Source organism: Faecalibacillus intestinalis (assembly GCF_015097455.1).
Lineage (GTDB): Bacteria > Bacillota_I > Bacilli_A > Erysipelotrichales > Coprobacillaceae > Faecalibacillus > Faecalibacillus intestinalis.
Genome location: NZ_AP024085.1, coordinates 2,309,424 through 2,334,801, shown reverse-complemented (window position 1 = coordinate 2,334,801; position 25,378 = coordinate 2,309,424). Strand labels below are relative to the sequence as shown.

Below are 25,378 nucleotides of genomic sequence, written 5' to 3'. Positions count from 1 at the left end.
AACTATATACTAAATCAATTAGAAAAGCTAGGAAAAAATAAATATTCTTTATAAGAGCATATGATTGGATTTTAGGAATGATTCCTGTTATACTAAACTTGTAAAATAATTATGTAAGCGCTCATCATTTTCTTTAAGTTTTTGTTGTCTATGCAAAATGTAAGTGCTATAATTATGAAGGAATTTTGATTTAGGAGGAAATAAACAAAATGGCTGTAACAGATAAATTCAATGAAGAATGGAATGGATTTAAAGGAAGACTTTGGAAAGAAGAAGTAAACACTCGTCAATTCATTCAAGATAACTATAAACCTTATGATGGAGATGAATCATTTTTAGCTGATCCTACAGAAGCTACTAATAAACTTTGGGGAAAACTTCAAAAGTTACAAAAAGAAGAAAGAGCTAAAGGTGGAGTATTAGAATGTGAAACTAAAGTAGTAAGTGGACTTACTGCTTATGGTCCTGGATATATCGATGAAGAAATGAAAGATTTAGAAAAAGTTGTTGGTTTACAAACTGACAAACCTTTAAAAAGAGCTTTCATGCCTTATGGTGGTATCAAAATGGCAGAACAAGCTGCTGCAACTTATGGATATGAACCAGATGAAAAATTACATGAAATTTTCACAAAATATCATAAAACACATAACCAAGCAGTATTCGATGTTTATACACCAGAAATTAAAAAAGCTCGTCATAATAAAGTAATTACAGGTTTACCTGATACATACGGACGTGGACGTATTGTTGGTGACTATCGTCGTGTTGCTTTATATGGTATTGATTTCTTAATTGAACAAAAAGTAAATGATTTCAATCATTGTGGTAGTGGATCAATGACTGAAGACATCATTCGTAAAAGAGAAGAAATTGCTGAACAAGTAAAAGCATTAAAAGGTATGAAAGAAATGGCTGCTATCTACGGATATGACATTTCTAAACCAGCTAAAAATGCTCATGAAGCATTCCAATGGTTATACTTTGGATATTTAGCTGCAATCAAAACTCAAAATGGTGCTGCAATGTCAGTTGGACGTATTTCTACTTTCTTAGATATCTATGTAGAAAGAGATTTAGCTAACGGAACATTAACAGAAGAAGAAGCACAAGAATTAGTAGACCATTTCGTTATGAAATGTAGAATGGTTAAATTTGCTCGTATTCCTTCTTACAACCAATTATTCTCTGGTGACCCAGTATGGGCTACACTTGAAGTTGCAGGTTTAGGAACTGATGGACGTTCAATGGTTACTAAAAACTGTTTCCGTTTCTTACACACATTAGAAAATATGGGTCCTTCACCAGAACCAAACTTAACTGTATTATATACAAAAGCATTACCAGAAAACTTCAAACGTTTTGCTGCTAAAATCTCAGTAGATACTAGCTCAATCCAATATGAAAATGATGATGTAATGCGTCCTGTATGGGGAGATGATTACTCAATTTGTTGTTGTGTATCAGCTACTCAAACTGGTAAAGAAATGCAATTCTTTGGTGCACGTGCAAACTTAGCTAAATGTTTAACATATGCTATCAATGGTGGTATTGATGAAAAAACTAAAGATCAAGTAGCTCCAAAATATCGTCCAATTACTTCTGAATACTTAGACTATGATGAAGTTATGGAACGTTATGACCAAATGATGGAATGGTTAGCAGATCTTTATGTTAATACATTAAACTTAATTCAATATATGCATGATAAATATTATTATGAAGCTGCACAAATGTCATTAATTGATACTGATCTAAAACGTACTTTCGCAACTGGTATCGCTGGATTCTCACATGTAGTAGATTCATTAAGCGCAATCAAATATGCTAAAGTTAAAACAATCAGAGATGAAGATGGTATCGTAGTAGATTATGAAGTTGAAGGTGACTTCCCAAGATATGGTAACGATGATGATCGTGCTGATGATATCGCTGTATGGTTATTAGGTGAATTCTTAGCTAAAATCAAAAAACATCATACTTATAGAGATTCAGAACCAACAACTTCTATCTTAACAATCACTTCAAACGTTGTTTATGGTAAAGCTACAGGTTCATTACCTGATGGACGTAAAGCAGGTGAACCATTATCACCAGGTGCTAACCCATCTTATGGTGCAGAACAAAATGGTTTATTAGCTTCATTAAACTCAGTTGCTAAATTACCATATGAATGGGCATTAGATGGTATTTCTAATACTCAAACAATCAATCCAGATGCTTTAGGACATGATGAAGGTGAAAGAGTTAATAACTTAGTACAAGTTATGGATGGATATTTTGAACAAGGTGCTCATCACTTAAATGTTAACGTATTTGGAACTGAAAAATTAATTGATGCTATGGAACATCCAGAAAAAGAAGAATATGCAAACTTCACAATTCGTGTATCTGGATATGCTGTTAAATTTATTGACTTAACTCGTGAACAACAATTAGACGTTATCGCAAGAACTTGTCATGAACATATGTAATCAATAACTTAATCAAATAATGAAAACAACCTCTTATGAGGTTGTTTTGTTACGGAGGAAAAATGGAAACAATTGGTAGAATTCATTCAATAGAAAGCTTTGGATCAGTCGATGGTCCAGGAGTACGTTATATTTATTTCTTACATGGATGTCCTTTAAGATGTCAATTTTGTCATAATCCCGATACATGGGGTTCAAAGAAATACGAAGAATATACTCCTGAAAAAGCACTTCAACAAGCAATGAAATACAAAACATATTGGGGTAAAAAAGGGGGCATTACGATTAGTGGTGGAGAACCTTTAGCTCAAATCGATTTTGTTTTAGAGTTATTTAAACTTGCTAAAAAAGAAGGAATTAATACGTGTATTGATACCAGTGGAGGATGTTTCACGAGAGAAGAACCTTTCTTTTCTAAGTTTAATGAACTTATGGAGTATACAGATTTATTACTTGTAGATATTAAAGAAATTAATAATGAAAGACATCAGCTTTTAACAGGAAGAAGTAATGAAAATATTCTTGATATGGCAAGATATTTATCTGAAATTGATAAACCAATTTGGATTAGACATGTTCTTGTTCCTGAAAGAAGTGACTATGATGAAGATTTAATTGAATTAGATCATTTTATTTCTACACTTTCAAATGTTTATCGTGTTGAAATTCTTCCTTATCATACTTTAGGTGTATTTAAATGGGAGGAATTGAATATTCCATATCAATTAGAAGGAATTAAACCTCCAGTTAAAGAACGTGTAGAAAATGCAAAAAGATTATTACATGTAGATCGTTATACACGTTATTTAGATAATTAATGAAAAAAGAGTTCATGAATTTAGATTTATCATCTAAATCATGTAACTCTTTTTCAATTTATAATTGCATATTTACTTTATAATTAGAGTTGTTTAAAATAAGAGTAAAGGAAAAAAAGGAGATTATAATAATGAAATTAGGAGCAATTGAAGCAGGTGGAACTAAATTTGTAGTTTGTATTGGAAATGAAAAAGGAGAAGTTTTAGAAAGAGAATCATTTCCTACAGAAGCACCTGAAAAAACAATGGAAAATGTTTTTAAATTCTTTGATGGAAAAGAAATTGAAGCATTAGGTGTAGGAAGCTTTGGACCGATTGATCCGGATCTTACAAGTCCAACTTATGGTTATATTACAACAACACCTAAACCAGGATGGAACAATTATAATATTATGGGTACTTTAAAAGAAAGATATGATATTCCTATGGCTTTTGATACAGATGTCAATGGGGCTGCTTTAGGCGAAGCAACATTTGGTGTGGCAAAAGGATTAGACAGTGCCCTTTATCTTACAATTGGAACAGGAATTGGTGGAGGAGCCGTTGTTGGTGGTAAACTTGTACACGGGTTACTTCATCCAGAAATGGGACATATGAAAATGATTGTAAGAGAAGATGACACATATTCAGGTAAATGTCCATATCATGGAACATGTTTTGAAGGTTTAGCTGCTGGTCCTGCTATTGAAGCAAGATGGGGAGTAAAAGGAAGTGAACTTCCAGAAGATCATCCAGCATGGGATTTAGAAGCTTATTATATTGGACAAGCGATGGCAAATTATATTTTAACTCTTTCACCTAAGAAAATTATTCTTGGTGGTGGTGTTATGCATCAAAAACAACTTTTCCCAATGATTCATAAATATACTCAAGAATTCTTAAATGGTTATATTCAAAAAGAAGAAGTGACTACTGATAAAATTAAAGATTATATCGTTTATCCAGGATTAGGGGATAATGCAGGGGTTGTTGGAGCTTTAGCTCTTGCCATGAGTGTAGTAAAATAATGAAGTAGAGAAATCTACTTCTTTTTTTAATAAAAAATGGAAGCGGATACATGATTTTGTTGACGGTGTGTGAAAATGGGATATGGTTGAAGGAAAAGATAAAAAAGGAGAAAGGAAATATGAAAAAATACTTTCATTTTTTTTATATTGTTTATGGTTTTAACATTAACAGGATGTGGTGGACCAAGTGGAGATGACATTTCGACTTATACGTATTCAAGTGAATTGGATATCAAAAACTTAGATTCATCAGATGCTGATGATCAATGTCCATTGCGTGCTATCCATGCTGTTATTGATGGGTTGATGAAAACAGATAAAAAAGGAAATATTACGTATGGTATTGCGAAAAGTGAAGAAGTTTCAGAAGATGGATTAGTTCATACTTATAAACTTAGAAAAGATGTAAGATGGGATAATGGTGATCTTGTAACAGCTCATGATTTTGTTTATGCATGGCAAAGAATCTTTAAGAAAAAAGGCAGTTATTATTATATGTTTGCAGATGGTATAGCAAGCATTCAAGGTGCACAAGAATTATCAGATAAAATAGATGTTGGTGAAGAACTTACAGATGATGATTTAAATTCTATGGGTGTAAAAGCATTGGATGGTTATACATTAGAAGTAAAAACAACAGTACGCGTTTCGTTTTTAGATGAATTGCTTGCTTTTCCACCATTCTATCCAATTAATGAAAAATTTGCTGAAAAACAAGGAAGTAAATATGGTAAAAGTGCTAAAACAATTTTAGGTAATGGAGCTTTTAAGATGATTAATTTGGAACCTGGATCAGTAGCTGAATTTAAAAAAAATGAAAACTATTATGATCAAAAACATGTAAAACTTCAAAGACTTGTGATGAAACTTGTCCAAGAACCTAAAGTAGCTGCACAAGCTTTTGAAGCAGGTGAAACAGATTATGCGCCAATTAATTCTGATTTAGTTGATAAATATAAAGAATATGACTCTTTTAAACAAGTTTATGATGGTTTTTTATTTTATATCTCAATAAATTTTAAAAATGAAGATCTTGCAAATTTAAATGTAAGAAAAGCCATTTCATATGCTATTAATAGAAAAGATTTATGTGAAAATGTTTTAAAAGATGGTTCACAAGTTGTTAAAGGATTTATTCCTTCAGGCTTAGCTACAAGCCCATGTGGTGTAGATTTTAGAAAAGATTCTGGTGATTTTACGTTTTATGATAAGGCGCAAGCTCAAGATTTGTTGAATGAAGGGTTAAAAGAATTAGGAAAATCTGAAATTACATTAAGAATTACTTATGGTACAGATAAATCACCAATGGATGTATTTGCAACTTATTTACAAAATGCTTTAAGTAAATTAGATGGTATTAAAGTAGAAATGGTAGCTACTACTAAACAAGATCGTATCTACAACAAACAAAAAAATGGTGATTTTGATTTAGCAGTAACACGTTGGGGACCGGATTATAGAGATCCTACAACTTATTTAACAATTGCATTATCAACAAATAGTAACAACTATGGAAAATGGTCTAATAGTGAATATGATCAACTTGTAGGTCAAGTAGGGGTTGAATCAGATGTGAATAAACATTGGCAAGAAATGAAAGATGCAGAAAAAATCTTATTAGATGATTATGCATATATTCCTGTTTTTGAAAAAGGAGCTGCAACTTTACAAAATCCAAAAGTAAAAAATCTTGTGATTAAACCATGTTGTACAATTTCTTTTGAATATGTAGAAAAAACTGAATAAAAAGGAAAAGGCATAATCAAAATATTATGTCTTTTTTTAATAAAAAGCTATCATATTAATAAATTAATATATTGTATTGTATACAAATATGCAAAATAGTATTGACTTTTAAAGACTAATCCACTATTATGAAGTTAATAAATCGATAAATTGTATACAACATGTCGATTTATTGCACAAAAGATAATTTAAGAAGGGAAGAGAGAATATGAAAAAACTATTATCAATGGTGCTTTGTGCTATGATGGCTCTAACTCTTGCTGGTTGTGGGGGCTCAGGAGGAGATTCATCTACTTACACTTTCTCAAGTGAATTAGATATCAAAAACTTAGATTCATCAGATGCCGATGACGGATGCTCATTTACAGCAATGCATGCTGTTATTGATGGGCTTATGAAAACAGATAAGAAAGGTAATGTCGTAAACGGTGTTGCTTCATCTTCTGAAGTTTCAGATGACGGGTTAACTCATACTTACAAAATCAGAAAAGATGCAAAATGGGCTAACGGTGATCCTGTTACTGCAAATGATTTCGTTTATGCTTGGCATAGAATCTTCCAAAAGAAAGGTCAATATTACTACATGTTCTGTGATGGTATTGCAAGTATCGTAGGGGCACAAGAAATGTCGGATAAAATTGACAATGAAGAAGATATTACAGATGCTGATTTAGATGCAATGGGTGTTAAAGCAATCGATGATAAAACATTAGAAGTTACTACAACTACTCGTGTTTCATTCTTTGATGAATTAATGTCATTCCCATGTTTCTATCCAATTAACCAAAAATTCTGTGAAAAACAAGGTGATAAATATGGTAAGAGTGCTGATTCTATTTTAGGTAACGGTGCTTTCACTATGACAAAATGGGAACCAGGTTCAGTAGCTGAATTTGAAAAAAATGATAAGTATTATGATGCTAAAACAGTTAAAATTGATAAATTAGTAATGAAATTAGTTCAAGATCCAAAAGTTGCTGCTCAAGCATTCGAAGCTGGTGAAACTGATTTTGCTCCAATCAACTCAGACTTAGTTGATAAATACAAAAAAGATGATTCATTCAAACAAATTAATGAAGGTTACTTATTCTATATTTCAGTAAACTTCCAAAATAGTGACTTAGCTAACTTAAATGTAAGAAAAGCAATCTCACTAGCAATCAATAGAAAAGACTTATGTGAAAATGTCTTAAAAGATGGTTCACAAGCTGCTAAAGGATTTGTTCCATCAGGATTATCAATTTCTCCAGAAGGAAAAGATTTCCGTGATGAAGCTGCAACATATACTTCATATGGCAAAAAAGCTGCACAAGCTGCTTTAGATGAAGGATTAAAAGAATTAGGAAAATCTGAAATTACTTTAAGATTAACTTATGGTACAGATGAATCTCCAATGGATGTATTTGCAACTTATTTACAAAACGCTTTAAGTAAATTAGATGGTATTAAAGTAGAAATGGTAGCTACTACTAAACAAGATCGTATCTACAACAAACAAAAAAATGGTGATTATGATTTAGCTACAACTCGTTGGGGACCTGACTATGGTGATCCTACAACTTACTTAACAATGGGTATTTCTACTAATGGTAACAACTATGGTAAATATACAAACAGTGAATTAGATGCATTAATGGATAAAGTTGCTAATGAATCTGATGCTAATACTCGTTGGAAAGAAATGATTGATGCAGAAAAAATTATGATGGATGATTTATGTTACATCCCAGTATTTGAAAAAGGTACTGCAACTTTACAAAATAAAGATGTAAAAGGTTTAGTAATTAGACCTGTAGGTGTTCCATATACATTCCAATATGTATCAAAATAGTCGATAAAATTAACAGAAACACAATATTTCGGTATTGTGTTTCTTCTTAAAAAAGAATAAAAAAATATGTTGTCTTCCAATTAATATAAACGTCAACAATTAATGTATAAAAAACAATTGTGCTATTTTGTTCTTGAATGTAGATTGAAAAATATATTTTTTGTATAAACACTAATGCAATTTTGTATACAAAGTTCGTCTTTTTTATTGACTTCTATAACGCATTGTACTAATATTAAAGCATAAATTTTTATTGTATACGTATTAGTGTATACAAAGGCGATTTATAGAAGGGAAGAGAAAAAATGAAAAAATTATTATCTATGGTACTTTGTGCTATGATGGCTCTAACTCTTGCTGGGTGTGGGGGATCTAGTGATGATTCATCTACTTACACTTATTCAAGTGAATTAGATATCAAAAATTTAGACTCATCAGATGCCGAAGACGGATGCTCATTTACTGCATTACATGCAATTATTGATGGGCTAATGAAACCTGCTAAAGATGGTACTACTACATATGGTATTGCTAAATCTTCAGAAGTTTCAGAAGACGGTTTAACACACACTTATAAATTAAGAGATGCTAAATGGTCTAATGGTGATGCTGTGACAGCAAACGATTTCGTTTATGCATGGCAAAGAATTTTCAAAAAGAAAGGAAACTACTATTACATGTTCTGTGATGGTATTGCTAGCATCGCAGGTGCTCAAGAATTATCAGATAAAATCGATGCAGAACAAGATTTAACTGATGAAGACTTAAACAAATTAGGGGTAAAAGCTGTAGACGACAAAACGTTAGAAATTACTACAACTACAAGAGTTTCGTTCTTTGATGAATTAATGTCATTCCCATGTTTCTATCCAATTAACCAAAAATTCTGTGAAAAACAAGGTGATAAATATGGTAAGAGTGCTGATTCTATTTTAGGTAACGGTGCTTTCGTTATGACAAACTGGGAACCAGGTTCAGTAGCTGAATTCGAAAAAAATGATAAATTCTATGCTGCTAAAGATGTAAAAATCGACAAATTAGTGATGAAATTAGTTCAAGAACCAAAAGTTGCTGCTCAAGCTTTTGAAGCAGGTGAAACTGATTTCGCTATTATCAACTCAGACTTAGTTGATAAATACAAAAAAGATGAATCATTCAAAAATATTTCTGAAGGATTCTTATTCTACGTTCAACCAAACTTAGAAAATGCTGATTTAGCTAACTTAAATGTAAGAAAAGCTTTATCATTAGCTATCAACAGAAAAGACTTATGTGAAAATGTTTTAAAAGACGGTTCACAAGCTGCTAAAGGTTTCGTACCTTCAGGATTATCAATTTCTCCAGAAGGAAAAGATTTCCGTGATGAAGCTGCAACATATACTTCATATGACAAAAAAGCTGCACAAGCTGCTTTAGATGAAGGATTAAAAGAATTAGGAAAATCTGAAATTACTTTAAGATTAACTTATGGTACAGATGAATCTCCAATGGATGTATTTGCAACTTATTTACAAAATGCTTTCTCTAGCTTAAAAGGATTAAAAATTGAAATGGTTGCTACTACTAAACAAGATCGTATCTACAATAAACAAAAGAATGGAGATTTCGATTTATCAGTAACTCGTTGGGGACCTGACTATGGTGATCCTACAACTTACTTAACATTAGCTTTAACTGACAACAATAACAACTATGGTCATTGGTCAAATGCTGAATATGATTCAATCATGGGAAAAGTTAACAGTGAAACTGATGCTAATGCTCGTTGGCAATTAATGATCGATGCAGAAAAAATCTTATGTGAAGATTTAGGATATATTCCAGTATTCGAAAAAGGAACTGCTACTTTACAAAATACAAAAGTTAAAAACTTAGGTATTAAACCAGTTGGTGTTCCATATACATTCGAATATGTTTCAAAATAGTTCAATCTAAAAAAGAACATAGAGAAGACAACACAATATAGTATTCTGTATTGTGTTTCTTTTTTAAATAAATATAGGAGGAAAAAAGATGAGTAATTCAACCTTAAAATATATCGGAAAACGTTTAGTTATTTCGTTAATTACTTTATTCGTTATTTTAATGGTATTATTTTTAATGGTTAAATTTTTACCAGGTTCTCCAATTAACAATGAAAAACTAAGTGCTTCAGCCAGAGCTGCTATTGAAGCACAATATGGATTGGATCAACCAATTCCGGTTCAATTCGTACGTTATATTCAAAATATGTTAACAGGGGATTTCGGTGTTTCATTTAACTTATATAAAGATATGCAAGTATCTTCACTTGTAGGAAGTGCTGCAAAATTATCTATGATTTACGGTTTATGTGCAGTAATTATTGGAACAGTTATTGGTATGTTCTTAGGAGTATTTGCTGCATTACATAAAAATACAATTTGGGATACAATTGCTACTGTTATTTCTGTAATTGGGGTTTCCATCCCATCATTCGTATTTGCAATGTTAATTTTATTATTATTTGCTTCAAAATTAAGATTGTTACCAACTTCATATAGTTCATCGAATGCAATTAAATCATCAATTATGCCAATTTTAGCTTTATCTGTCGGTGTTATTGCAAACGTTGCACGTTTTACACGTACTGAAATGGTTTCAGTTTTAACAAGTGAATATATGACTCTTGCAAAAGCAAAAGGGTTAGATCGTAAAACTTTAATTTTCAAACATGCATTAAGAAATGCTTTAATTCCAGTTATTACAATTTTAGGACCTATCTTAGTTAACTTAATGACAGGTACTATGGTTGTTGAAAAGATTTGTTCTGTTCCTGGATTAGGTAAATTATTAATTAATAGTATTTTATCAAATGATTATAACATCATTTTAGCTTGTTCATTCTTATATGCTGCAATGTATATCTTTATGATGTTAATTATTGATATTTCTTATGGAATTATTGATCCAAGAATTAGATTAGGAAAGGATGATTAATAATGGATTTAGAAAAGATTGAATTTTTACCAGACGATTTTGAATTCGTTGGAGATAAACAAGACATTACTAAAGACGTTGTTGCTCCATCACTTCCTGCTTGGAAAGATTCTTTAAATCGTTTTAAAAAGAATAAAGGTGCCGTTATCGGTTTAATTTGTATTTTAATTATTGCTGTATTTGCAATTTTTGCACCAATGTTTTCATCTTATAAATTTGATGCAATCAATACAAAAATTGCAAGTATTTCGCCATGTGCTGAACATTTCTTTGGTACAGACACTTATGGGCGTGATTTATTTGTACGTGTTTGGACAGGTACAAGATATTCATTATTTATTGCTGTAGTCGCAATCTTCATTGACGTGATTGTAGGTATGACATATGGACTTATCTCTGGTTATTTCGGAGGTAAAGTTGATTCAGTAATGCAAAGAATTCAAGAAATCATAAACTCTATCCCAACTTTAGTAATATTAACATTGTTATTAATGGTGATGAAAGCATCATTATTCACAATTATCATGGCTTTATCATTTACTGAATGGATTGGTATGTCGCGTATTACAAGAGCTCAAGTTTTAAGAGTAAAAGAAGAAGAATTCGTTTTAGCTTCACGTACTTTAGGAGCTAGTAACTTATTTATTATCTTTAAAGAAATTTTACCAAATATTTATAGTCAAATGATTATTATGATTATGATGTCTATTCCAAATGCTATCTTCTATGAAGCATACTTGTCTTTCGTTGGTTTAGGTTTACCAATTCCAATGGCTTCATTAGGTACATTAATTAATGATGGATTTAACTCAATTACTATTTACCCTTACATGATGGTAATTCCAGTTATTATTTTCTCTATCTTAATGTTAAGTTTCAACTTATTTGGTGATGGACTTCGTGATGCACTTGATCCAACTATGAAGGAGATGTAATTATGGCAGAAAGAGAAAAAATATTAGAAGTCAGAGATTTAAATATCTCTTTTAAAACTGATAGTGGAACTGTTAATGCAATTCGTGGTGTTAACTTAGATTTATATAGAGGTGAAACAATCGCTATCGTTGGTGAATCTGGATCAGGTAAGTCAGTTACTACTAAAGCAATTATGGGTATCATGGCTGGAAATGGTTCAATTGATGGTGGTTCTATTAACTACACTTGGACAGATGAAAATACAGGTGAAAGAATCACAAAAGACATTTGTCAATTAAGTGAAAAAGAAATGCAAAGCGAAATCCGTGGTCGTAAGATTGCAATGGTTTTCCAAGATCCAATGACATCATTAAACCCTACAATGACAATTGGAAATCAAATTATGGAACCAATGATTCATCATTACAATACACCAAAAGAAGAAGCTTATAAAAAAGCTGTTGAATTATTACAATTAGTAGGTATTACAAATGCTGAAAAACGTATGAAAAACTATCCTCACCAATTATCTGGTGGGATGAGACAAAGAATTGTTATCGCAATTGCTTTATCTTGTGATCCTTATGTTTTGATTTGTGATGAACCTACAACTGCATTGGATGTTACTATCCAAGCTAAAATTCTTGAATTAATTCAAGATATTCAAAAGAAAAAAGATTTATCAGTTATTTATATCACACATGACTTAGGTGTTGTTGCTAAAGTAGCTGATTATGTAAATGTTATGTACGCTGGTAAAATCGTAGAAACTGGAACAATTGATGAAATTTTCTATGATCCACGTCATCCATATACTTGGGGATTATTATCATCTATGCCAGATTTGGATACTGATGATGATGAATTATACACGATCCCTGGTACACCACCAAACTTAGCACATGAAGTAAAAGGTGATGCTTTTGCTCCACGTAATAAGTATGCTTTAAATATTGACTTAAGAATTGAACCTCCAATGTTTAAAGTACCTGGTAGTACAACTCATAAAGTTGCTTCATGGTTAATGCATGAAAAAGCACCTAAGGTTGAAATGCCAACTGAATTAAAAAACAGATTAGAAAAAATGAAAAAGGAGGGTGTTGAATAATGGAAAAGAAAGAACCTATCCTTGTCGTTAAAGATTTAAAACAACATTTTAAAATTAATCGTAACTTTACTGTAAAAGCGGTAGATGGTATTTCCTTTGATATTATGCCAGGTGAAACTTATGGTTTGGTAGGTGAATCTGGTTCAGGTAAATCAACTACTGGTAGAAGTATTATTCGTTTATATAAACCAACTTCTGGATCAATTGTTTTCAACGGAAAAGAAATTGGAGGAAAATTAAATAAGGAAACATCTAAAGAATTACATACAAAGATGCAAATGATTTTCCAAGATCCAATGGCTTGTTTAAATCCAAGAAAGAAAGTTATTGATATCATTGGTCAAGGTTTAGATATTCATAAATCTTATTCTTCTATTGAAGAAAGAAATGAAAAAATTTATGAAATGCTTGAACTTGTTGGTTTATCAAGAGAACATGCTTCACGTTATCCACATCAATTCTCAGGTGGACAAAGACAACGTATTGGTATTGCCAGAGCTTTAATTATGAATCCTGATTTAATTATTGCTGATGAAGCTATTTCAGCGTTAGACGTTTCTATTCAAGCACAAGTTGTTAACTTAATGAAAAAGATTCAAAAAGAAACAGGAATTGCTTATTTATTCATTGCTCATGACTTATCAATGGTTAAATATATTAGTGATAAAATTGGGGTATTACATTTAGGTCATCTAGTAGAAACAGGAACTACTGAAGAAATCTTTGATAACCCAATTCATCCATATACAAAATCATTATTAAGTGCAATTCCTCATCCTAATCCACGTGTAGAAAAAGTACGTAAATCATTTACTTACGATTATAAAGAAAGTGGAGTCGATTATACAAAAGGTACTGAACATTTAGTAGATGGAACTCATTATGTTTTAGCTACTGATGAAGAATTTGAAAAATGGACAAAAAAATAGTTTAGAGCGAAAACTCTAAACTTTTTTATTTAGTAGTATTTTTTAAAATATGAAGTAATATCTCGACTTGTTTTTCCATCATTGTTAAGGAACAATATTCATAAGGACCATGATAATTAAAACCACCTGTTCCTAGATTAGGACAAGGAAGTCCCATAAATGTTAAACGTGCACCATCTGTTCCACCTCTAATTGGTGAACAAGAGGCTTCTAAGCCATTTTCTTTAATAGCAGCTAATGCTTGTTCAACAATAAACATATGATCTTTTAAAGCTTCTTTCATATTTAAGTAGCTTTCAGTAATTGTTAAATCAATAATTTGATAACCATATTTTTTATTTAAGAATTCAACAATGTCAATAAATTCTTGACATTGTTTTTTTGCTTGTTGTAAGTCATGATTTCGAATTATATAATCCATTGTTGTTTCTTCACAAGTTCCTTGAATAGCATGAAGATGATTGAAACCTTCATAGCCTTCAGTAGATTCAGGACGCATATGAACTGGTAATAATGAATCAAATTCATAAGCAACACGTGTAGAATTAATCATTTTATTTTTAGCACTTCCAGGATGAATACTTCTACCATGAATATTCACTTTTGCTGAAAAAGCATTAAAGTTTTCATATTCAACAATATGAATATCTCCTCCATCAATTGTATAGGCATAATCAGCATTAAAGTATTTCACATCAAAATGATTACTTCCACAACCAATTTCTTCATCTGGTGTAAAAGCAATTTGTATATCATTATGTTTAAATTCAGGATGTGTGTGTAGATATTCAACCATTTGCATAATGATAGCAATTCCTGCTTTATCGTCAGCTCCTAATAAAGTTGTTCCATCTGTAGTAATTAAATCATGATGAATAAGATGTAAGAGTTGAGGATATTGTTCAGGGTCTAGATAAAGTTTTTTATCTTCATTTAAAGTAATTTTTTGTCCTTGATAATTTTTGATAATTTGTGGATGAATATCTTTACCACTTGCATCAGGGGAAGTATCCATGTGGGCAATAAAACCTATGACATCTCCTTGATGATTATTATTACTAGGAATTGTTCCATAAACAACACCAAATTCATCTATTTTTGCGTTTTCAATTCCTAATGATTTTAATTCTTCAACTAAATAATTTCCTAATTTTAATTGTTTTGAAGTTGAAGGAACAGTATGTGAATAACTATCTGATTGTGTATCAAAACTGACGTAATTTAAAAATCTTTCTTTAATTTCCATTTGTCTTCCTCACTTTCTTCATTATTATACAACGAAAAACTATGAACTTCTATGAAATACTTTACAAATCAAAAAATGTATGTTACCATACAATTCGTAACCGAACAATACAGGAGGAATGATATGTATAGAGATCCAATTGGACATCGTATTAAGACCATAAATAATTTAATGAGAAAAGCAATGGATAAGAAAGTAGGTCGGAGGCCTGATCGAGCTACTTTAATGCATTGTTGGATCATTGGGTTTGTTCAAGATAGAGAAGATAGTGGGCTTGATACATTTCCTAAAGATATAGAAAAAGAATTTTCAATCAATCGTTCTACGACATCAGAAATGTTGAAATTGATGTGTAAAAAGGGAATGATTGAACGAGAAGAGGTAGAGTATGATGCAAGATTAAAGAAAATCGTTTTAACAGAATCTTCAAGAAATCATAATCGACAAATTGAAGAAAATCTGAAAGAAATGCATCAAAAACTTGTTAAAGATTTATCTGAAGAAGAAATAAATACGTTTATTAAAATAGCCGATAAATTAATTAATAACATCAAAGAAGATTTATAAATATTCATGAAGTTCGGTAAATGAATAGGAAAGGAAGTCAATTATGGTAAAAACTTTAATAAAACAAATCAAAGAATATAAAAAAGATTCTTTACTTACAATGTTATTTGCAACATTAGAAGTTGTTTTAGAAATTATGATTCCTTTACTTATGGCAAGTTTAATTGATAAAGGAATTGAAGCGGGAAACATGTCAAATGTCACAAAATATGGGGCTTTGATGTTTGTTATTGCCCTTGGAACATTATCTCTCGGTTTTTTAGCAGGAAATCACGCAGCAAAAGCTTCTACAGGATTTGCTGCTAATTTAAGAGATGCGATGTATACTAATATTCAAACATACTCATTTTCAAATATTGATAAATACAGTACAGCTGGACTTGTAACACGTCTTACAACAGATGTTACAAATGTACAAAATGCCTATCAAATGATTATTCGTATGTGTATTCGTGCACCAATGAATCTTATTTGTGCCCTTGCAATGGCGATGATGATCAACTTTAAATTAAGTATGATTTTCGTTGTAGCGATTGTTTTCTTAGTAGCTGTGCTTGTAACAATTATGTATCATGCTACAAAATACTTTAATGATGTTTTTCCTAAATATGATACTTTAAATGAAAGTGTTCAAGAAAACGTTGTAGGTATTCGTGTTGTTAAATCTTTTGTTAGAGAAAAATATGAAAATGAAAAATTTAGAAAAGCAGCACAAAATATTTATAAATTATTTGTTAAAGCAGAATCTGTTTTATCTTATAATAGCCCAGCAATGTTAATTGCTGTCTATGGTTCAATTTTAATGCTTTCATGGTTAGGTGCTAAAGCGATTGTAGGAGGAACCCTTACAACAGGTGAACTTACAAGTTTATTTAGTTATGTAATGAACATTATGATGTCATTAATGATGCTTTCAATGGCATTTGTTATGATTACAATGTCACTTGCTTCAGGAAGACGTATTGCTGAAGTTATTAATGAACAATCTGATTTAGTATCTCCTCAAGAAGCTTTAACTGAAGTAAAAGATGGTTCAATTGATTTCAATCATGTTGTTTTTTCTTATAAACATGGTAGTGGAGAAGCTGTTTTAAAAGATGTAGATCTACATATCAAAAGTGGTGAAACAATTGGTATTATTGGTGGTACGGGAAGTGCTAAAAGTAGTTTAGTTAATTTAATTTCACGTTTATATGATGTAGATGAAGGTAGTGTTGTTGTTGGTGGACAAGATGTTCGTAATTATGACCTTGAAGTTTTAAGAGATGAAGTTTCTGTCGTATTACAAAAGAATGTCTTATTCAGTGGAACAATCTTACAAAACTTAAGATGGGGTAATGAAAATGCTACAGAAGAAGAATGTAAAGAAGCTTGTCGTTTAGCTTGTGCTGATGAGTTTATTGATCGTTTTGAAGATGGTTATAATACGTATATTGAACAAGGTGGTTCAAATGTATCTGGTGGACAAAAACAACGTTTATGTATTGCTAGAGCATTACTTAAAAATCCTAAAATCTTAATTTTAGATGATTCAACAAGTGCAGTTGATACTGCTACAGATGCAAGTATTCAAGAATCATTTAACGAACGTATCCCTGATACAACTAAAATTATTATCTCTCAACGTATTTCATCAGTACAAAATGCAAGTCGTATTATTGTTTTAAATGATGGAGTAGTTGATGGATTTGATACACATGAAAATTTATTAGAAACAAATGAAATTTATCGTACAATTTATGAAACACAAATGAAAGGAAAGGAGGAAAAATAATGAAAGAAGGAACAATGAAACGTTTACTTAAGATGTTATGGAGTAAATATAAGATTCATTTAATTGTTGTTGTTTTATGTATTATTGGAAATGCTTTATTTAATGTTCAAGGAACAATGTTTATGCAAACATTGATTGATGATTATATTGTTCCTTTATTAAAGAGCTCTTCTCCTGATTTTAGTGGATTATTACATGCTTTAATTCGTGTAGCTTGTTTATATGCTTGTGGGGTTGTATGTGCCTTTACCTTTAACCGTATTATGGTTTATGTAACACAAGGGTTCTTAAGAGATTTAAGAATTGATATGTTTGAACATATGGAATCTTTACCAATTCGTTATTTTGACAGAACTCCTCATGGAGATACAATGTCAGTCTATACAAATGATATTGATACCTTAAGACAATTGATTTCTCAATCAATTCCTCAACTTATTTCAAGTTGTATGACAATTGTGACAACATTTGTCTCAATGATTATCTTAAATATTCCTTTAACTGTATTAAGTGTATGTATGTTAATGGTAATGCTTGTAGTTTCAAGAAAACTTGGTTCTTTATCAGGAAAATTCTTCGTTAAACAACAAAATGATTTAGGTAAAGTTAATGGTTATATTGAAGAAATGATTTCAGGTCAAAAAGTTGTTAAAGTGTTCAATCACGAAGAACAAGCTATTGCTGATTTTAGAAAATTAAATGATGAATTAAGAGAAAGTGCTTATCAAGCTCATAAATTTGCGAATATCTTAATGCCAGTTACGGTTCAATTAGGAAATGTTTCTTATATTATTTGTGCCTTCGTAGGAGCAATTCTTGCTTTAAATGGACATTTCTCACTTACAATTGGGACACTTGTTGCTTTCTTAACACTTAATAAAAGCTTTAATCAACCAATTGGACAAATTTCTCAACAAATCAATGCTGTAGCGATGGCACAAGCAGGTGCAGGACGTATTTTTGATTTATTAGATCAAGAAAGTGAAGATGATCAAGGTGTTGTGACTTTATGTCGTGTAGAAACTGTTGATGGAAAAATGGTTGAAACAGATAAAAGAACTGGGCATTGGGCTTGGAAACATCCAAGAAGCGATGATCATGTTGAACTTGTAGAAATGAAGGGTGATATTCGTATAGAAGGTGTTGATTTTGGTTATTTTGATGATCGTATGGTTTTACACAATGTTGATGTTTATGCTAATCCTGGTGAAAAGATAGCCTTTGTTGGAGCGACAGGTGCAGGTAAAACAACGATTACTAACCTAATTAATCGTTTCTATGATATTCAAAAAGGATCAATTACTTATGATGGTATTGATATTAAATTGATTAAAAAAGATGATTTAAGAAGATCATTAGGTGTGGTATTACAAGATACACATTTATTTACTGGAACAGTTATGGATAATATTCGCTATGGTCGTCTTGATGCTACGGATGAAGAATGTATTGAGGCAGCAAAACTTGCTAATGCTGATTTATTTGTAAAACATTTACCAGAGGGTTATCAAACAATGCTTACAGGAGATGGAGCTAATTTATCTCAAGGACAAAGACAATTATTAGCGATTGCCCGTGCTGCTGTTGCTAATCCTCCTGCACTTATTTTGGATGAAGCAACTTCTTCTATTGATTCTCGTACAGAAAAACTTGTACAAGATGGTATGGATAAATTAATGCATGGTAGAACAACACTTGTTATTGCCCATCGTTTATCAACAATTAAAAATAGTGATTGTATTATGGTCTTAGAACAAGGACATATTATTGAAAGAGGAAATCATCAATCACTTATTAAAGAAAAAGGTAAATATTATCAATTATATACAGGAGCTATTGAAATGGATTAATCCATCAATAGCTTTTTCTTTGGACTAAATGTCCATTGAAATAGTAAAAATTGAAAGATAAAATAAGTATAAGAAATGAGACATTTGTGAGACAAATTTGAGACAAACTTGAGACAAATATTAAGTACATACATGTTATAATCTACTTGTAATAAATCTAGATGACGTTACTTCAACTCAATAGAAAGTAGGTAATGTGTATGATACCCATCAATAAGGTAACCTCTGATAGTGCATGTCGGATATTCTTAAGTAATGATGTCAGTTTTGCATCTTTTATTAATGCAGTTGTATTTGAAGGAGAACAACTCATTCGTCCTGAAAATCTTGTGCGTTATGAAAATGATACAGCTTTTATTATCAATGATTCAAAAAGAATAGAGGATAAAAAAAGAAGAAGAGATATTGTTGTTAAAAGTGATATTAATGGAATCTACTGTATACTAGGAGTAGAACATCAAAGTAGTGTTGATCAAGCAATGGTGGTTAGATGTGCCATCTATGAAATGTTGGAATATTTAAAACAGTTAGAAAATAAAGAGTATAAAAGATTAGTACCACAAATCATGGTTGCCTTTTATACAGGACCAAAGAAATGGAATGTACCTGTAAAACTCAGTGATTATTTTGAAATACCAGAAGAATTAAAGAAATGCTTTAATGATTGGAAAATCATCTTAGTAGATGTTAAAGAAATGGATACAAGTAAGATCAAAGATGAACAAACACGCTATTTTATAGAAGCCATTCAAGCAATGTATAAGGGAGACTATATAAAATTACATCAAAAAAGAAAGATGAATACCAATAATTTGATTTATGCAGCGATAATTACAGGGAGTTTGGATATGATTAAAGATATTGTAGAAGGAGATGAGATGGATATGTGCGAAGGAATGGAAAGAATGGCAGAAGGATTTAGAAGTGAAGGACGTGAAGAAGGTATTCTTGTTGGAAGAAATGAAGGTAAATTAGAAGAAAAACAAAATACTTTATTAATGCAATTAAGATGTAAGTTAGGAGATTTATCAAAAGAAACAGAAAATACGATAAGAAGTAGTACGATGGAAAAAGTAAATAAGCTTACAGTATCTATTTTTGATATACAAAGTGAAAATGATGTTTTAAAGTTAATTCATTAAACAAAAAAAAGAAATCATGAAAAGCAATGATTTCTTTTTAAATATTATTTTAAAGGAACTAATAATTGAATTGATTTTTGTAAATTATGTACATCAATAGGAAGATGTGTGCCTTCTTCACCATCTATATCCATTGTAAGATCTTGATCACAAGTAATGTGAATATGTTGTCCTTGAATATAATGGATAAAAGGACTCTTATCGTGTTTACCAAAACGATAATCTTTAATGAGTGCAATTAAATCTGTGATTGAACATCTTTTTACAATCACTAAATCTAATTTACCATCATTGATATCTGCAAAAGGAATAATACCATCGAAACCACCAACACGATTAGTGTTTGTAATTGCAAACATATAAGCATCTTCTTCAAAAGATTCATTATCTACAGTTACATTTAAATGAAGATTTGTTGATAATTGTTGAGGAAGTTGTGTCATTCCTTTAAAATAATAAGCTAAAGGACCAAATTTTTTCTTTTCTTCTTTTGATACAACAAACGAAATATCAGAAAACATTCCCGCTGCTGCTACATTAATAAAATATTGGTCATTGATTTTCCCAACATCACTAGAAATAACATTGAAATTTTTAATCATTTCCACAATACCATTTACTGAACTTGGAATATTTAAATAATTAGCAAAATCATTAACGGTACCTGCTGCTAAAATACATAAAGGAATTTTTTTATGACTATCAACCATTCCAGAAATAACTTCATTTAAAGTACCATCACCACCAACAGACATGATAAAATCATATTGATTTTCATCACAGTCTTTTGCTTTATAATAGGCATCATCTTTTTTTTCTGTATAAAATATTTCAAAATGTTCTACAATGTTTTGTAATGTTAATTGACCAATAATACGATCTAGTTTATTTTGAATAATATGTTTTCCAGATGATGGATTAATAATAATAAGACAACGTTTCATGTTACTACCTCACTTAAATATACTATATACATTTTAAAACAATTAAAAAAGATATACAATCATTGTTTCAATGATTATAATAAAATAGAATAAGCAAAGGAGTTTATTATGGCAAAATTTTATGCAGTAAAAGAAGGAAAAAAACCAGGAATTTATATGTCATGGGATGAATGTAAAGAACAAGTTAATGGTTATTCAGGAGCAGTTTATAAATCTTTTACAAGTGAAGATGAAGCAAAAGCATTTATTGGTAAAGAAGTAAAAAAAGTAAGTGATGATTTAACTTTACTTGCTTATGTTGATGGTAGTTATAATATTAAAACAAAAGAATATGGCTATGGTTGTGTTTTAATTGAAGGGCAACAAGTTATTCAACAATTATTAGGTAAAGGGAATATTCCTGAGTATTCTTCAATGCGTAATGTTTCAGGAGAAATTCTTGGGTGTATGAATGCTATTCAATATGCAATTGATCATCATTATGAGTCTATTTGCATTTATTATGATTATGAAGGTATTGAAAAATGGGCGACAGGTTTATGGAAAGCAAATAAGGAACAAACTCAAAATTATGTTAAAACAATCAATGATATGAAAAAGAAGATAGATATTTATTTTCAAAAGGTTTTAGCACATAGTGGGGATTATTATAATGAAGTTGCTGATGGGCTGGCTAAAAAAGCAGTGGGTATAAAAAAATAAAGCTTGAAAATTAAGCTTTATTTTTTTTAGCAATAATATTAATAATAATATAAACAACTAGAACAATAGCATAAATCCATAAGAAATCGCTTTTGATATATTGAGCATCACCAGACCAGCATCCAAACCATTCTCCACATTTTTTAACAAGAATAGCAAGTGCATAAGATAATGTACCACATCCAATAACACTTAATAAGACTTTCACAATTTTATTAAGAATCTCTTTAAATAAAATAATAGAGATAAAACATACAGCTGTAACAAATACATTAATAACAAAATGCATATAATTTCCTCCTTTAGATACCTTAATAAAATAGCATAAAATCAAGGTAAATGCAATAAAACGTGAACTAATAGATAAATTATGATAAAATATTTTTGGAGGATTTTAATTATGAAATTACTAACAGTATGTATCCCTTGTTATAACTCAATTATGGAAATGCATAAAGCAATTAACTCATGTCTTTTAATGAAAGATGAGGTAGAAGTTTTAATTGTTGATCGTCATTCACATGATGAAACTTTACAAGTTGCTAGAGAATATGAAGAAGCTTATCCAGATACCGTTAAAGTTATTACAACTAAAGAAGATGTTCCTTTTTTAAAAACAGCTTTAAAATATAGCGAAGGACTTTATTTTAAGATACTTCAATGCTTTGATTATTTAGATCAACCATCACTTGTAAGTGTTGTAGAAACAATTCGTGATTTTATTCGTATTCAAGCAAATTTAGATGTATTACTTACAGATTATAAATATGTAGTTCCTCAAAAAAAAGAAAAAAGAGTTTCATATAAAAATATTTTTCCAACAGAAACTATTTTTGAATGGCATAATATAAAAGCATTTCATAAGCATTTTCAAATAGATTTAGGATCAGTTATTATTAAAACAAGTACTCTAAGAAAAATAAAAACGGATGAAGAAAATATTTTTTATAATGAGTTAACCGTTTATGGAATAATTCCTTATATTAAATCAATGTATTATTTAAATGTACCATTTCATTGTTATGGATCACATCGAAAAATTCATATTTCTAAATCAAATAGCTATATAGATTTAATGAAAAGTTTATGGGATTTATATGATGTTTATTCATTAAAGAGTAGAAGACAAAGAACTTATGTTATTGAATATTTATCAAAGGTCTATGTGCTTACTGTTTATTTATTATTAAAATCAAATCAAAAGGAACAAATTGAATTATTAAATGCATATTTAGGATTTAATGATCCTAAATTATACAAAGCACTTACAAAACGTGTTTATGGATTTTTATTAAGTAGTAATAATCAAAAATTATATGATATGTTAATTAAAATATTTGAAAAAGTATATCAATTAGAAATAGAGGAATAGAATGAAGAAGAAATTATTATTTGTTATACCCTTAAGTTTATTTGTTTTAGATTATTTATTGATTTATTTTCAAATCATCCAACCATTAGATTGGATGATTTATCATTTAGTACAAAATTTAAGATGTGATTTTATGACATCCTTTTTTAAACTTTGTTCAACATTAGGAAGTACATGGTTTTATGTTTTATTAGTTGTAGTATTAATGTTTTTAAAAGATAAAAAAGAACTTTTGATAGGTATCCATTTACTAATAGGACAAGGAATAAATAGACTTATTAAATATATTATTAAAAGACCAAGACCTCCTCAAAGATTACATTTAGTAAAAGAAACGAATTATAGTTTTCCTAGTGGACATAGTATGTCAGCAATGATTGGTTATGGATTATTGATTATAGAAGTTTATCAAAGTTCTTTAAAATATAAAAAACTTATCATGACATTATTAGCAATGATGATTTTATTAATAGGTTTAAGTAGAATTTATCTAGGTGTACATTATTTTTCTGATGTTATAGGTGGCTTTTTGCTGTCTTTAAGCTATTTATTATTTATTTATTATAATACCTCACTTTATACATAGAATGTGTAAAGGAGGTTTTTTTATTGGATATTGATATCATTAGTGGTTTATATCATTATGGTTTGACCATTATAAAATATGAACAAGATTATTGTTTAGTAGATTTAAAGACTCAAGAAGTTTATGAAAAAATGAGTATTTATTATATAAAAAGATTATTAAGAAGTTGGAATAAGCATCGTAAAAATATAGAGAGTGTGATATAATGGAAAAAAGTTTGAGGTGGTTTAAAATGAGGACAGTAAAGAATTATGTAGGAATTATTTTGTGTGCGTGTGTTATTATTTTTATTTATAAAACATTTGATATTTCATTGTTTTCCAATATTTTATCAGCTTTTATTCCTTTAATAGTAGGAGCAATACTTGCTTATTTTTTACAACCATTGGTTTATAAATTTGAAATGTTTTTAGATTCTTTTCAAAATAAAAAGCTTATTAAATATAGTCATACAATTTCTTCTATTTTTGTTTTTGTTGTCTTTGTTTTAATTATTGTTGTTTTAATGATTGCAATCATTCCAGCACTTGTCAATTATGTTGTTAATATTGCGGATAATTTAACCTTGTATATTAAAAACTTTGAAAAAACATTGGAAACTTATTTAGGAAGTAATCTTGCCAGTGAAGTTATCATTAAGATAGATGAAATGGTTGTTAAATATGTTAATTCAATTGAAGCTATTGATCCTATTGCGACACTTGGGACTCTCTTTAAAGCAGGAAGTACGATTATTACAGCTGTTTTAGGTTTGATTTTTACACCTTATGTTTTAATTGAAGCAAAAAAGCTTGTAGGTATCTTTGATCGTTTATGTTCACTTTTTATGTCAAAAGAAAAAATAGAACTTATTCATGATTATGCAGTACGCTCACATCGAATCTTTGGACAATTTATTTATGGTAAATTCTTAGATTCGTTAATTATTGGAATTATCGCATTTATTGGACTCGCTATTTTAAAAGTAAAATTCTTCCCAATTCTTGCTGTCTTTATTTTGATTACGAATATGATTCCTTATTTTGGACCATTTATCGGTGGGTTTCCTGCTGTTCTTGTAGCCTTGATGACAGGAGATTTATTCCATGCTTTAGCGGTCTTAGTTTTTGTCTTTGCTTTACAACAATTTGATGGTTTATTCTTAGGACCAAAGATTCTAGGAGATGTTGTTGGTATTTCACCATTTTGGGTTTTACTTTCTATTACCGTCTTTGGACATTTCTTTGGCTTTATTGGAATGTTCCTTGGAGTACCAATGATTTGTGTCATTCGTATGCTTTTTAATGATATCATTGACTTTCGTAATAAAATGAAAGAATTAGATACATAGATTGTATTTTAAATAAATATTTGTTAGGATAATAGAGGCTTTGTCCTCGTAGCATAGCTGGATAATGCAATCGCCTCCT

22 protein-coding genes are annotated in these 25,378 nt (G+C 30.0%); 19 read left to right on the top strand and 3 right to left on the bottom strand.

What is annotated here, in order from left to right; translation table 11 throughout:
• Positions 1–209: 209 nt before the first annotated feature.
• From pflB to Fi14EGH31_RS12360, 10 genes are all read left to right on the top strand, one after another.
• A complete protein-coding gene (pflB, locus tag Fi14EGH31_RS12405; protein WP_117346373.1) occupies positions 210–2,474 on the top strand; it encodes a formate C-acetyltransferase in 2,265 nt (754 codons plus the stop codon).
• Between the two features lie 62 nt (positions 2,475–2,536).
• Entirely contained in the window at positions 2,537–3,292 is a 756-nt protein-coding gene (gene pflA, locus Fi14EGH31_RS12400; protein WP_022002484.1) for a pyruvate formate-lyase-activating protein, read from the top strand.
• Positions 3,293–3,423: 131 nt separating this feature from the next.
• Positions 3,424–4,299, top strand: coding sequence for an ROK family protein (locus Fi14EGH31_RS12395; protein WP_200764877.1), 876 nt, complete (start codon positions 3,424–3,426; stop codon positions 4,297–4,299).
• 153 nt (positions 4,300–4,452) lie between these two features.
• Positions 4,453–6,045, top strand: coding sequence for a peptide ABC transporter substrate-binding protein (locus tag Fi14EGH31_RS12390; RefSeq protein ID WP_200764876.1), 1,593 nt, complete (start codon positions 4,453–4,455; stop codon positions 6,043–6,045).
• A gap of 208 nt (positions 6,046–6,253) precedes the next feature.
• Positions 6,254–7,876, top strand: coding sequence for a peptide ABC transporter substrate-binding protein (locus Fi14EGH31_RS12385; protein ID WP_200764875.1), 1,623 nt, complete (start codon positions 6,254–6,256; stop codon positions 7,874–7,876).
• A gap of 305 nt (positions 7,877–8,181) precedes the next feature.
• The gene (locus Fi14EGH31_RS12380) at positions 8,182–9,801 is read left to right on the top strand and encodes a peptide ABC transporter substrate-binding protein (RefSeq protein WP_117829038.1); all 1,620 of its coding nucleotides are present in this window, start codon (positions 8,182–8,184) and stop codon (positions 9,799–9,801) included.
• 88 nt (positions 9,802–9,889) lie between these two features.
• Positions 9,890–10,834 (top strand): ABC transporter permease, encoded by a 945-nt coding sequence (locus tag Fi14EGH31_RS12375; RefSeq protein WP_032089801.1) that lies wholly within the window; start codon positions 9,890–9,892, stop codon positions 10,832–10,834.
• Between the two features lie 2 nt (positions 10,835–10,836).
• Positions 10,837–11,769 (top strand): ABC transporter permease, encoded by a 933-nt coding sequence (locus Fi14EGH31_RS12370; protein ID WP_200764874.1) that lies wholly within the window; start codon positions 10,837–10,839, stop codon positions 11,767–11,769.
• 2 nt (positions 11,770–11,771) lie between these two features.
• Positions 11,772–12,857 (top strand): ABC transporter ATP-binding protein, encoded by a 1,086-nt coding sequence (locus Fi14EGH31_RS12365; RefSeq protein ID WP_200764873.1) that lies wholly within the window; start codon positions 11,772–11,774, stop codon positions 12,855–12,857.
• Positions 12,857–13,786 carry an ABC transporter ATP-binding protein gene (locus Fi14EGH31_RS12360; RefSeq protein ID WP_107030227.1) on the top strand — a complete coding sequence of 310 codons (930 nt, stop codon included), beginning with the start codon at positions 12,857–12,859 and terminating at the stop codon, positions 13,784–13,786. Before Fi14EGH31_RS12365 ends, Fi14EGH31_RS12360 begins: the two co-directional genes overlap by 1 nt.
• Positions 13,787–13,811: 25 nt before the next feature.
• On the opposite strand, the gene pepT is transcribed toward Fi14EGH31_RS12360, so the two are convergent.
• Complete coding sequence (gene pepT, locus Fi14EGH31_RS12355) at positions 13,812–15,032, bottom strand: peptidase T (RefSeq protein WP_200764872.1); 1,221 nt, start codon at positions 15,030–15,032, stop codon at positions 13,812–13,814.
• 123 nt (positions 15,033–15,155) lie between these two features.
• On the opposite strand from pepT, the gene Fi14EGH31_RS12350 reads away from it, so the two are divergent.
• The 4 genes from Fi14EGH31_RS12350 to Fi14EGH31_RS12335 all read left to right on the top strand — a co-directional run bounded on the left by Fi14EGH31_RS12350 (position 15,156) and on the right by Fi14EGH31_RS12335 (position 20,365).
• Entirely contained in the window at positions 15,156–15,599 is a 444-nt protein-coding gene (locus Fi14EGH31_RS12350; RefSeq protein ID WP_200764871.1) for a MarR family winged helix-turn-helix transcriptional regulator, read from the top strand.
• A 43-nt stretch (positions 15,600–15,642) separates the two neighbouring features.
• Positions 15,643–17,373: an ABC transporter ATP-binding protein gene (locus Fi14EGH31_RS12345; RefSeq protein ID WP_117829034.1), complete on the top strand. Its 1,731-nt coding sequence runs from the start codon at positions 15,643–15,645 to the stop codon at positions 17,371–17,373.
• Positions 17,373–19,223, top strand: coding sequence for an ABC transporter ATP-binding protein (locus tag Fi14EGH31_RS12340; protein ID WP_200764870.1), 1,851 nt, complete (start codon positions 17,373–17,375; stop codon positions 19,221–19,223). The genes Fi14EGH31_RS12345 and Fi14EGH31_RS12340 overlap by 1 nt, the downstream gene beginning before the upstream one ends.
• A 200-nt stretch (positions 19,224–19,423) precedes the next feature.
• Positions 19,424–20,365, top strand: a complete 942-nt coding sequence (locus Fi14EGH31_RS12335) for an Rpn family recombination-promoting nuclease/putative transposase (RefSeq protein ID WP_200764869.1) — start codon at positions 19,424–19,426, stop codon at positions 20,363–20,365.
• 44 nt (positions 20,366–20,409) lie between these two features.
• Here Fi14EGH31_RS12335 and Fi14EGH31_RS12330 read toward each other — a convergent pair whose 3' ends face one another.
• Entirely contained in the window at positions 20,410–21,309 is a 900-nt protein-coding gene (locus tag Fi14EGH31_RS12330) for a diacylglycerol/lipid kinase family protein (protein WP_107030218.1), read from the bottom strand.
• Positions 21,310–21,417: 108 nt separating this feature from the next.
• Here Fi14EGH31_RS12330 and Fi14EGH31_RS12325 point away from each other — a divergent pair, with 108 nt between their 5' ends.
• Positions 21,418–22,011: a ribonuclease H1 domain-containing protein gene (locus Fi14EGH31_RS12325; RefSeq protein WP_200764868.1), complete on the top strand. Its 594-nt coding sequence runs from the start codon at positions 21,418–21,420 to the stop codon at positions 22,009–22,011.
• Positions 22,012–22,021: 10 nt separating this feature from the next.
• Here Fi14EGH31_RS12325 and Fi14EGH31_RS12320 read toward each other — a convergent pair whose 3' ends face one another.
• Positions 22,022–22,300 carry a hypothetical protein gene (locus Fi14EGH31_RS12320; RefSeq protein WP_117346383.1) on the bottom strand — a complete coding sequence of 93 codons (279 nt, stop codon included), beginning with the start codon at positions 22,298–22,300 and terminating at the stop codon, positions 22,022–22,024.
• A 111-nt stretch (positions 22,301–22,411) separates the two neighbouring features.
• Between Fi14EGH31_RS12320 and Fi14EGH31_RS12315 the strand changes: the two genes are divergently transcribed.
• Genes Fi14EGH31_RS12315 through Fi14EGH31_RS12300 form a run of 4 tightly spaced genes read left to right on the top strand, consistent with a single transcriptional unit; the run spans position 22,412 to position 25,299 of the window.
• The gene (locus Fi14EGH31_RS12315) at positions 22,412–23,383 is read left to right on the top strand and encodes a glycosyltransferase family 2 protein (protein ID WP_158546527.1); all 972 of its coding nucleotides are present in this window, start codon (positions 22,412–22,414) and stop codon (positions 23,381–23,383) included.
• Between the two features lies 1 nt (position 23,384).
• Entirely contained in the window at positions 23,385–23,969 is a 585-nt protein-coding gene (locus Fi14EGH31_RS12310) for a phosphatase PAP2 family protein (protein WP_107030215.1), read from the top strand.
• Between the two features lie 23 nt (positions 23,970–23,992).
• Positions 23,993–24,175 carry a hypothetical protein gene (locus tag Fi14EGH31_RS12305; protein ID WP_022001205.1) on the top strand — a complete coding sequence of 61 codons (183 nt, stop codon included), beginning with the start codon at positions 23,993–23,995 and terminating at the stop codon, positions 24,173–24,175.
• A 26-nt stretch (positions 24,176–24,201) separates the two neighbouring features.
• The gene (locus Fi14EGH31_RS12300; protein WP_022001204.1) at positions 24,202–25,299 is read left to right on the top strand and encodes an AI-2E family transporter; all 1,098 of its coding nucleotides are present in this window, start codon (positions 24,202–24,204) and stop codon (positions 25,297–25,299) included.
• Positions 25,300–25,378 lie beyond the last annotated feature (79 nt).

Excerpts from the sequence above, each read along its gene's own strand:
- pflB (WP_117346373.1), top strand. The coding sequence starts at position 210 with ATGGCTGTAACAGATAAATTCAATGAAGAATGGAATGGATTTAAAGGA.
- pflA (WP_022002484.1), top strand. The coding sequence starts at position 2,537 with ATGGAAACAATTGGTAGAATTCATTCAATAGAAAGCTTTGGATCAGTC.
- Fi14EGH31_RS12395 (WP_200764877.1), top strand. The coding sequence starts at position 3,424 with ATGAAATTAGGAGCAATTGAAGCAGGTGGAACTAAATTTGTAGTTTGT.
- Fi14EGH31_RS12390 (WP_200764876.1), top strand. The coding sequence starts at position 4,453 with ATGGTTTTAACATTAACAGGATGTGGTGGACCAAGTGGAGATGACATT.
- Fi14EGH31_RS12385 (WP_200764875.1), top strand. The coding sequence starts at position 6,254 with ATGAAAAAACTATTATCAATGGTGCTTTGTGCTATGATGGCTCTAACT.
- Fi14EGH31_RS12380 (WP_117829038.1), top strand. The coding sequence starts at position 8,182 with ATGAAAAAATTATTATCTATGGTACTTTGTGCTATGATGGCTCTAACT.
- Fi14EGH31_RS12375 (WP_032089801.1), top strand. The coding sequence starts at position 9,890 with ATGAGTAATTCAACCTTAAAATATATCGGAAAACGTTTAGTTATTTCG.
- Fi14EGH31_RS12370 (WP_200764874.1), top strand. The coding sequence starts at position 10,837 with ATGGATTTAGAAAAGATTGAATTTTTACCAGACGATTTTGAATTCGTT.
- Fi14EGH31_RS12365 (WP_200764873.1), top strand. The coding sequence starts at position 11,772 with ATGGCAGAAAGAGAAAAAATATTAGAAGTCAGAGATTTAAATATCTCT.
- Fi14EGH31_RS12360 (WP_107030227.1), top strand. The coding sequence starts at position 12,857 with ATGGAAAAGAAAGAACCTATCCTTGTCGTTAAAGATTTAAAACAACAT.
- pepT (WP_200764872.1), bottom strand. The coding sequence starts at position 15,032 with ATGGAAATTAAAGAAAGATTTTTAAATTACGTCAGTTTTGATACACAA.
- Fi14EGH31_RS12350 (WP_200764871.1), top strand. The coding sequence starts at position 15,156 with ATGTATAGAGATCCAATTGGACATCGTATTAAGACCATAAATAATTTA.
- Fi14EGH31_RS12345 (WP_117829034.1), top strand. The coding sequence starts at position 15,643 with ATGGTAAAAACTTTAATAAAACAAATCAAAGAATATAAAAAAGATTCT.
- Fi14EGH31_RS12340 (WP_200764870.1), top strand. The coding sequence starts at position 17,373 with ATGAAAGAAGGAACAATGAAACGTTTACTTAAGATGTTATGGAGTAAA.
- Fi14EGH31_RS12335 (WP_200764869.1), top strand. The coding sequence starts at position 19,424 with ATGATACCCATCAATAAGGTAACCTCTGATAGTGCATGTCGGATATTC.
- Fi14EGH31_RS12330 (WP_107030218.1), bottom strand. The coding sequence starts at position 21,309 with ATGAAACGTTGTCTTATTATTATTAATCCATCATCTGGAAAACATATT.
- Fi14EGH31_RS12325 (WP_200764868.1), top strand. The coding sequence starts at position 21,418 with ATGGCAAAATTTTATGCAGTAAAAGAAGGAAAAAAACCAGGAATTTAT.
- Fi14EGH31_RS12320 (WP_117346383.1), bottom strand. The coding sequence starts at position 22,300 with ATGCATTTTGTTATTAATGTATTTGTTACAGCTGTATGTTTTATCTCT.
- Fi14EGH31_RS12315 (WP_158546527.1), top strand. The coding sequence starts at position 22,412 with ATGAAATTACTAACAGTATGTATCCCTTGTTATAACTCAATTATGGAA.
- Fi14EGH31_RS12310 (WP_107030215.1), top strand. The coding sequence starts at position 23,385 with ATGAAGAAGAAATTATTATTTGTTATACCCTTAAGTTTATTTGTTTTA.
- Fi14EGH31_RS12300 (WP_022001204.1), top strand. The coding sequence starts at position 24,202 with ATGAGGACAGTAAAGAATTATGTAGGAATTATTTTGTGTGCGTGTGTT.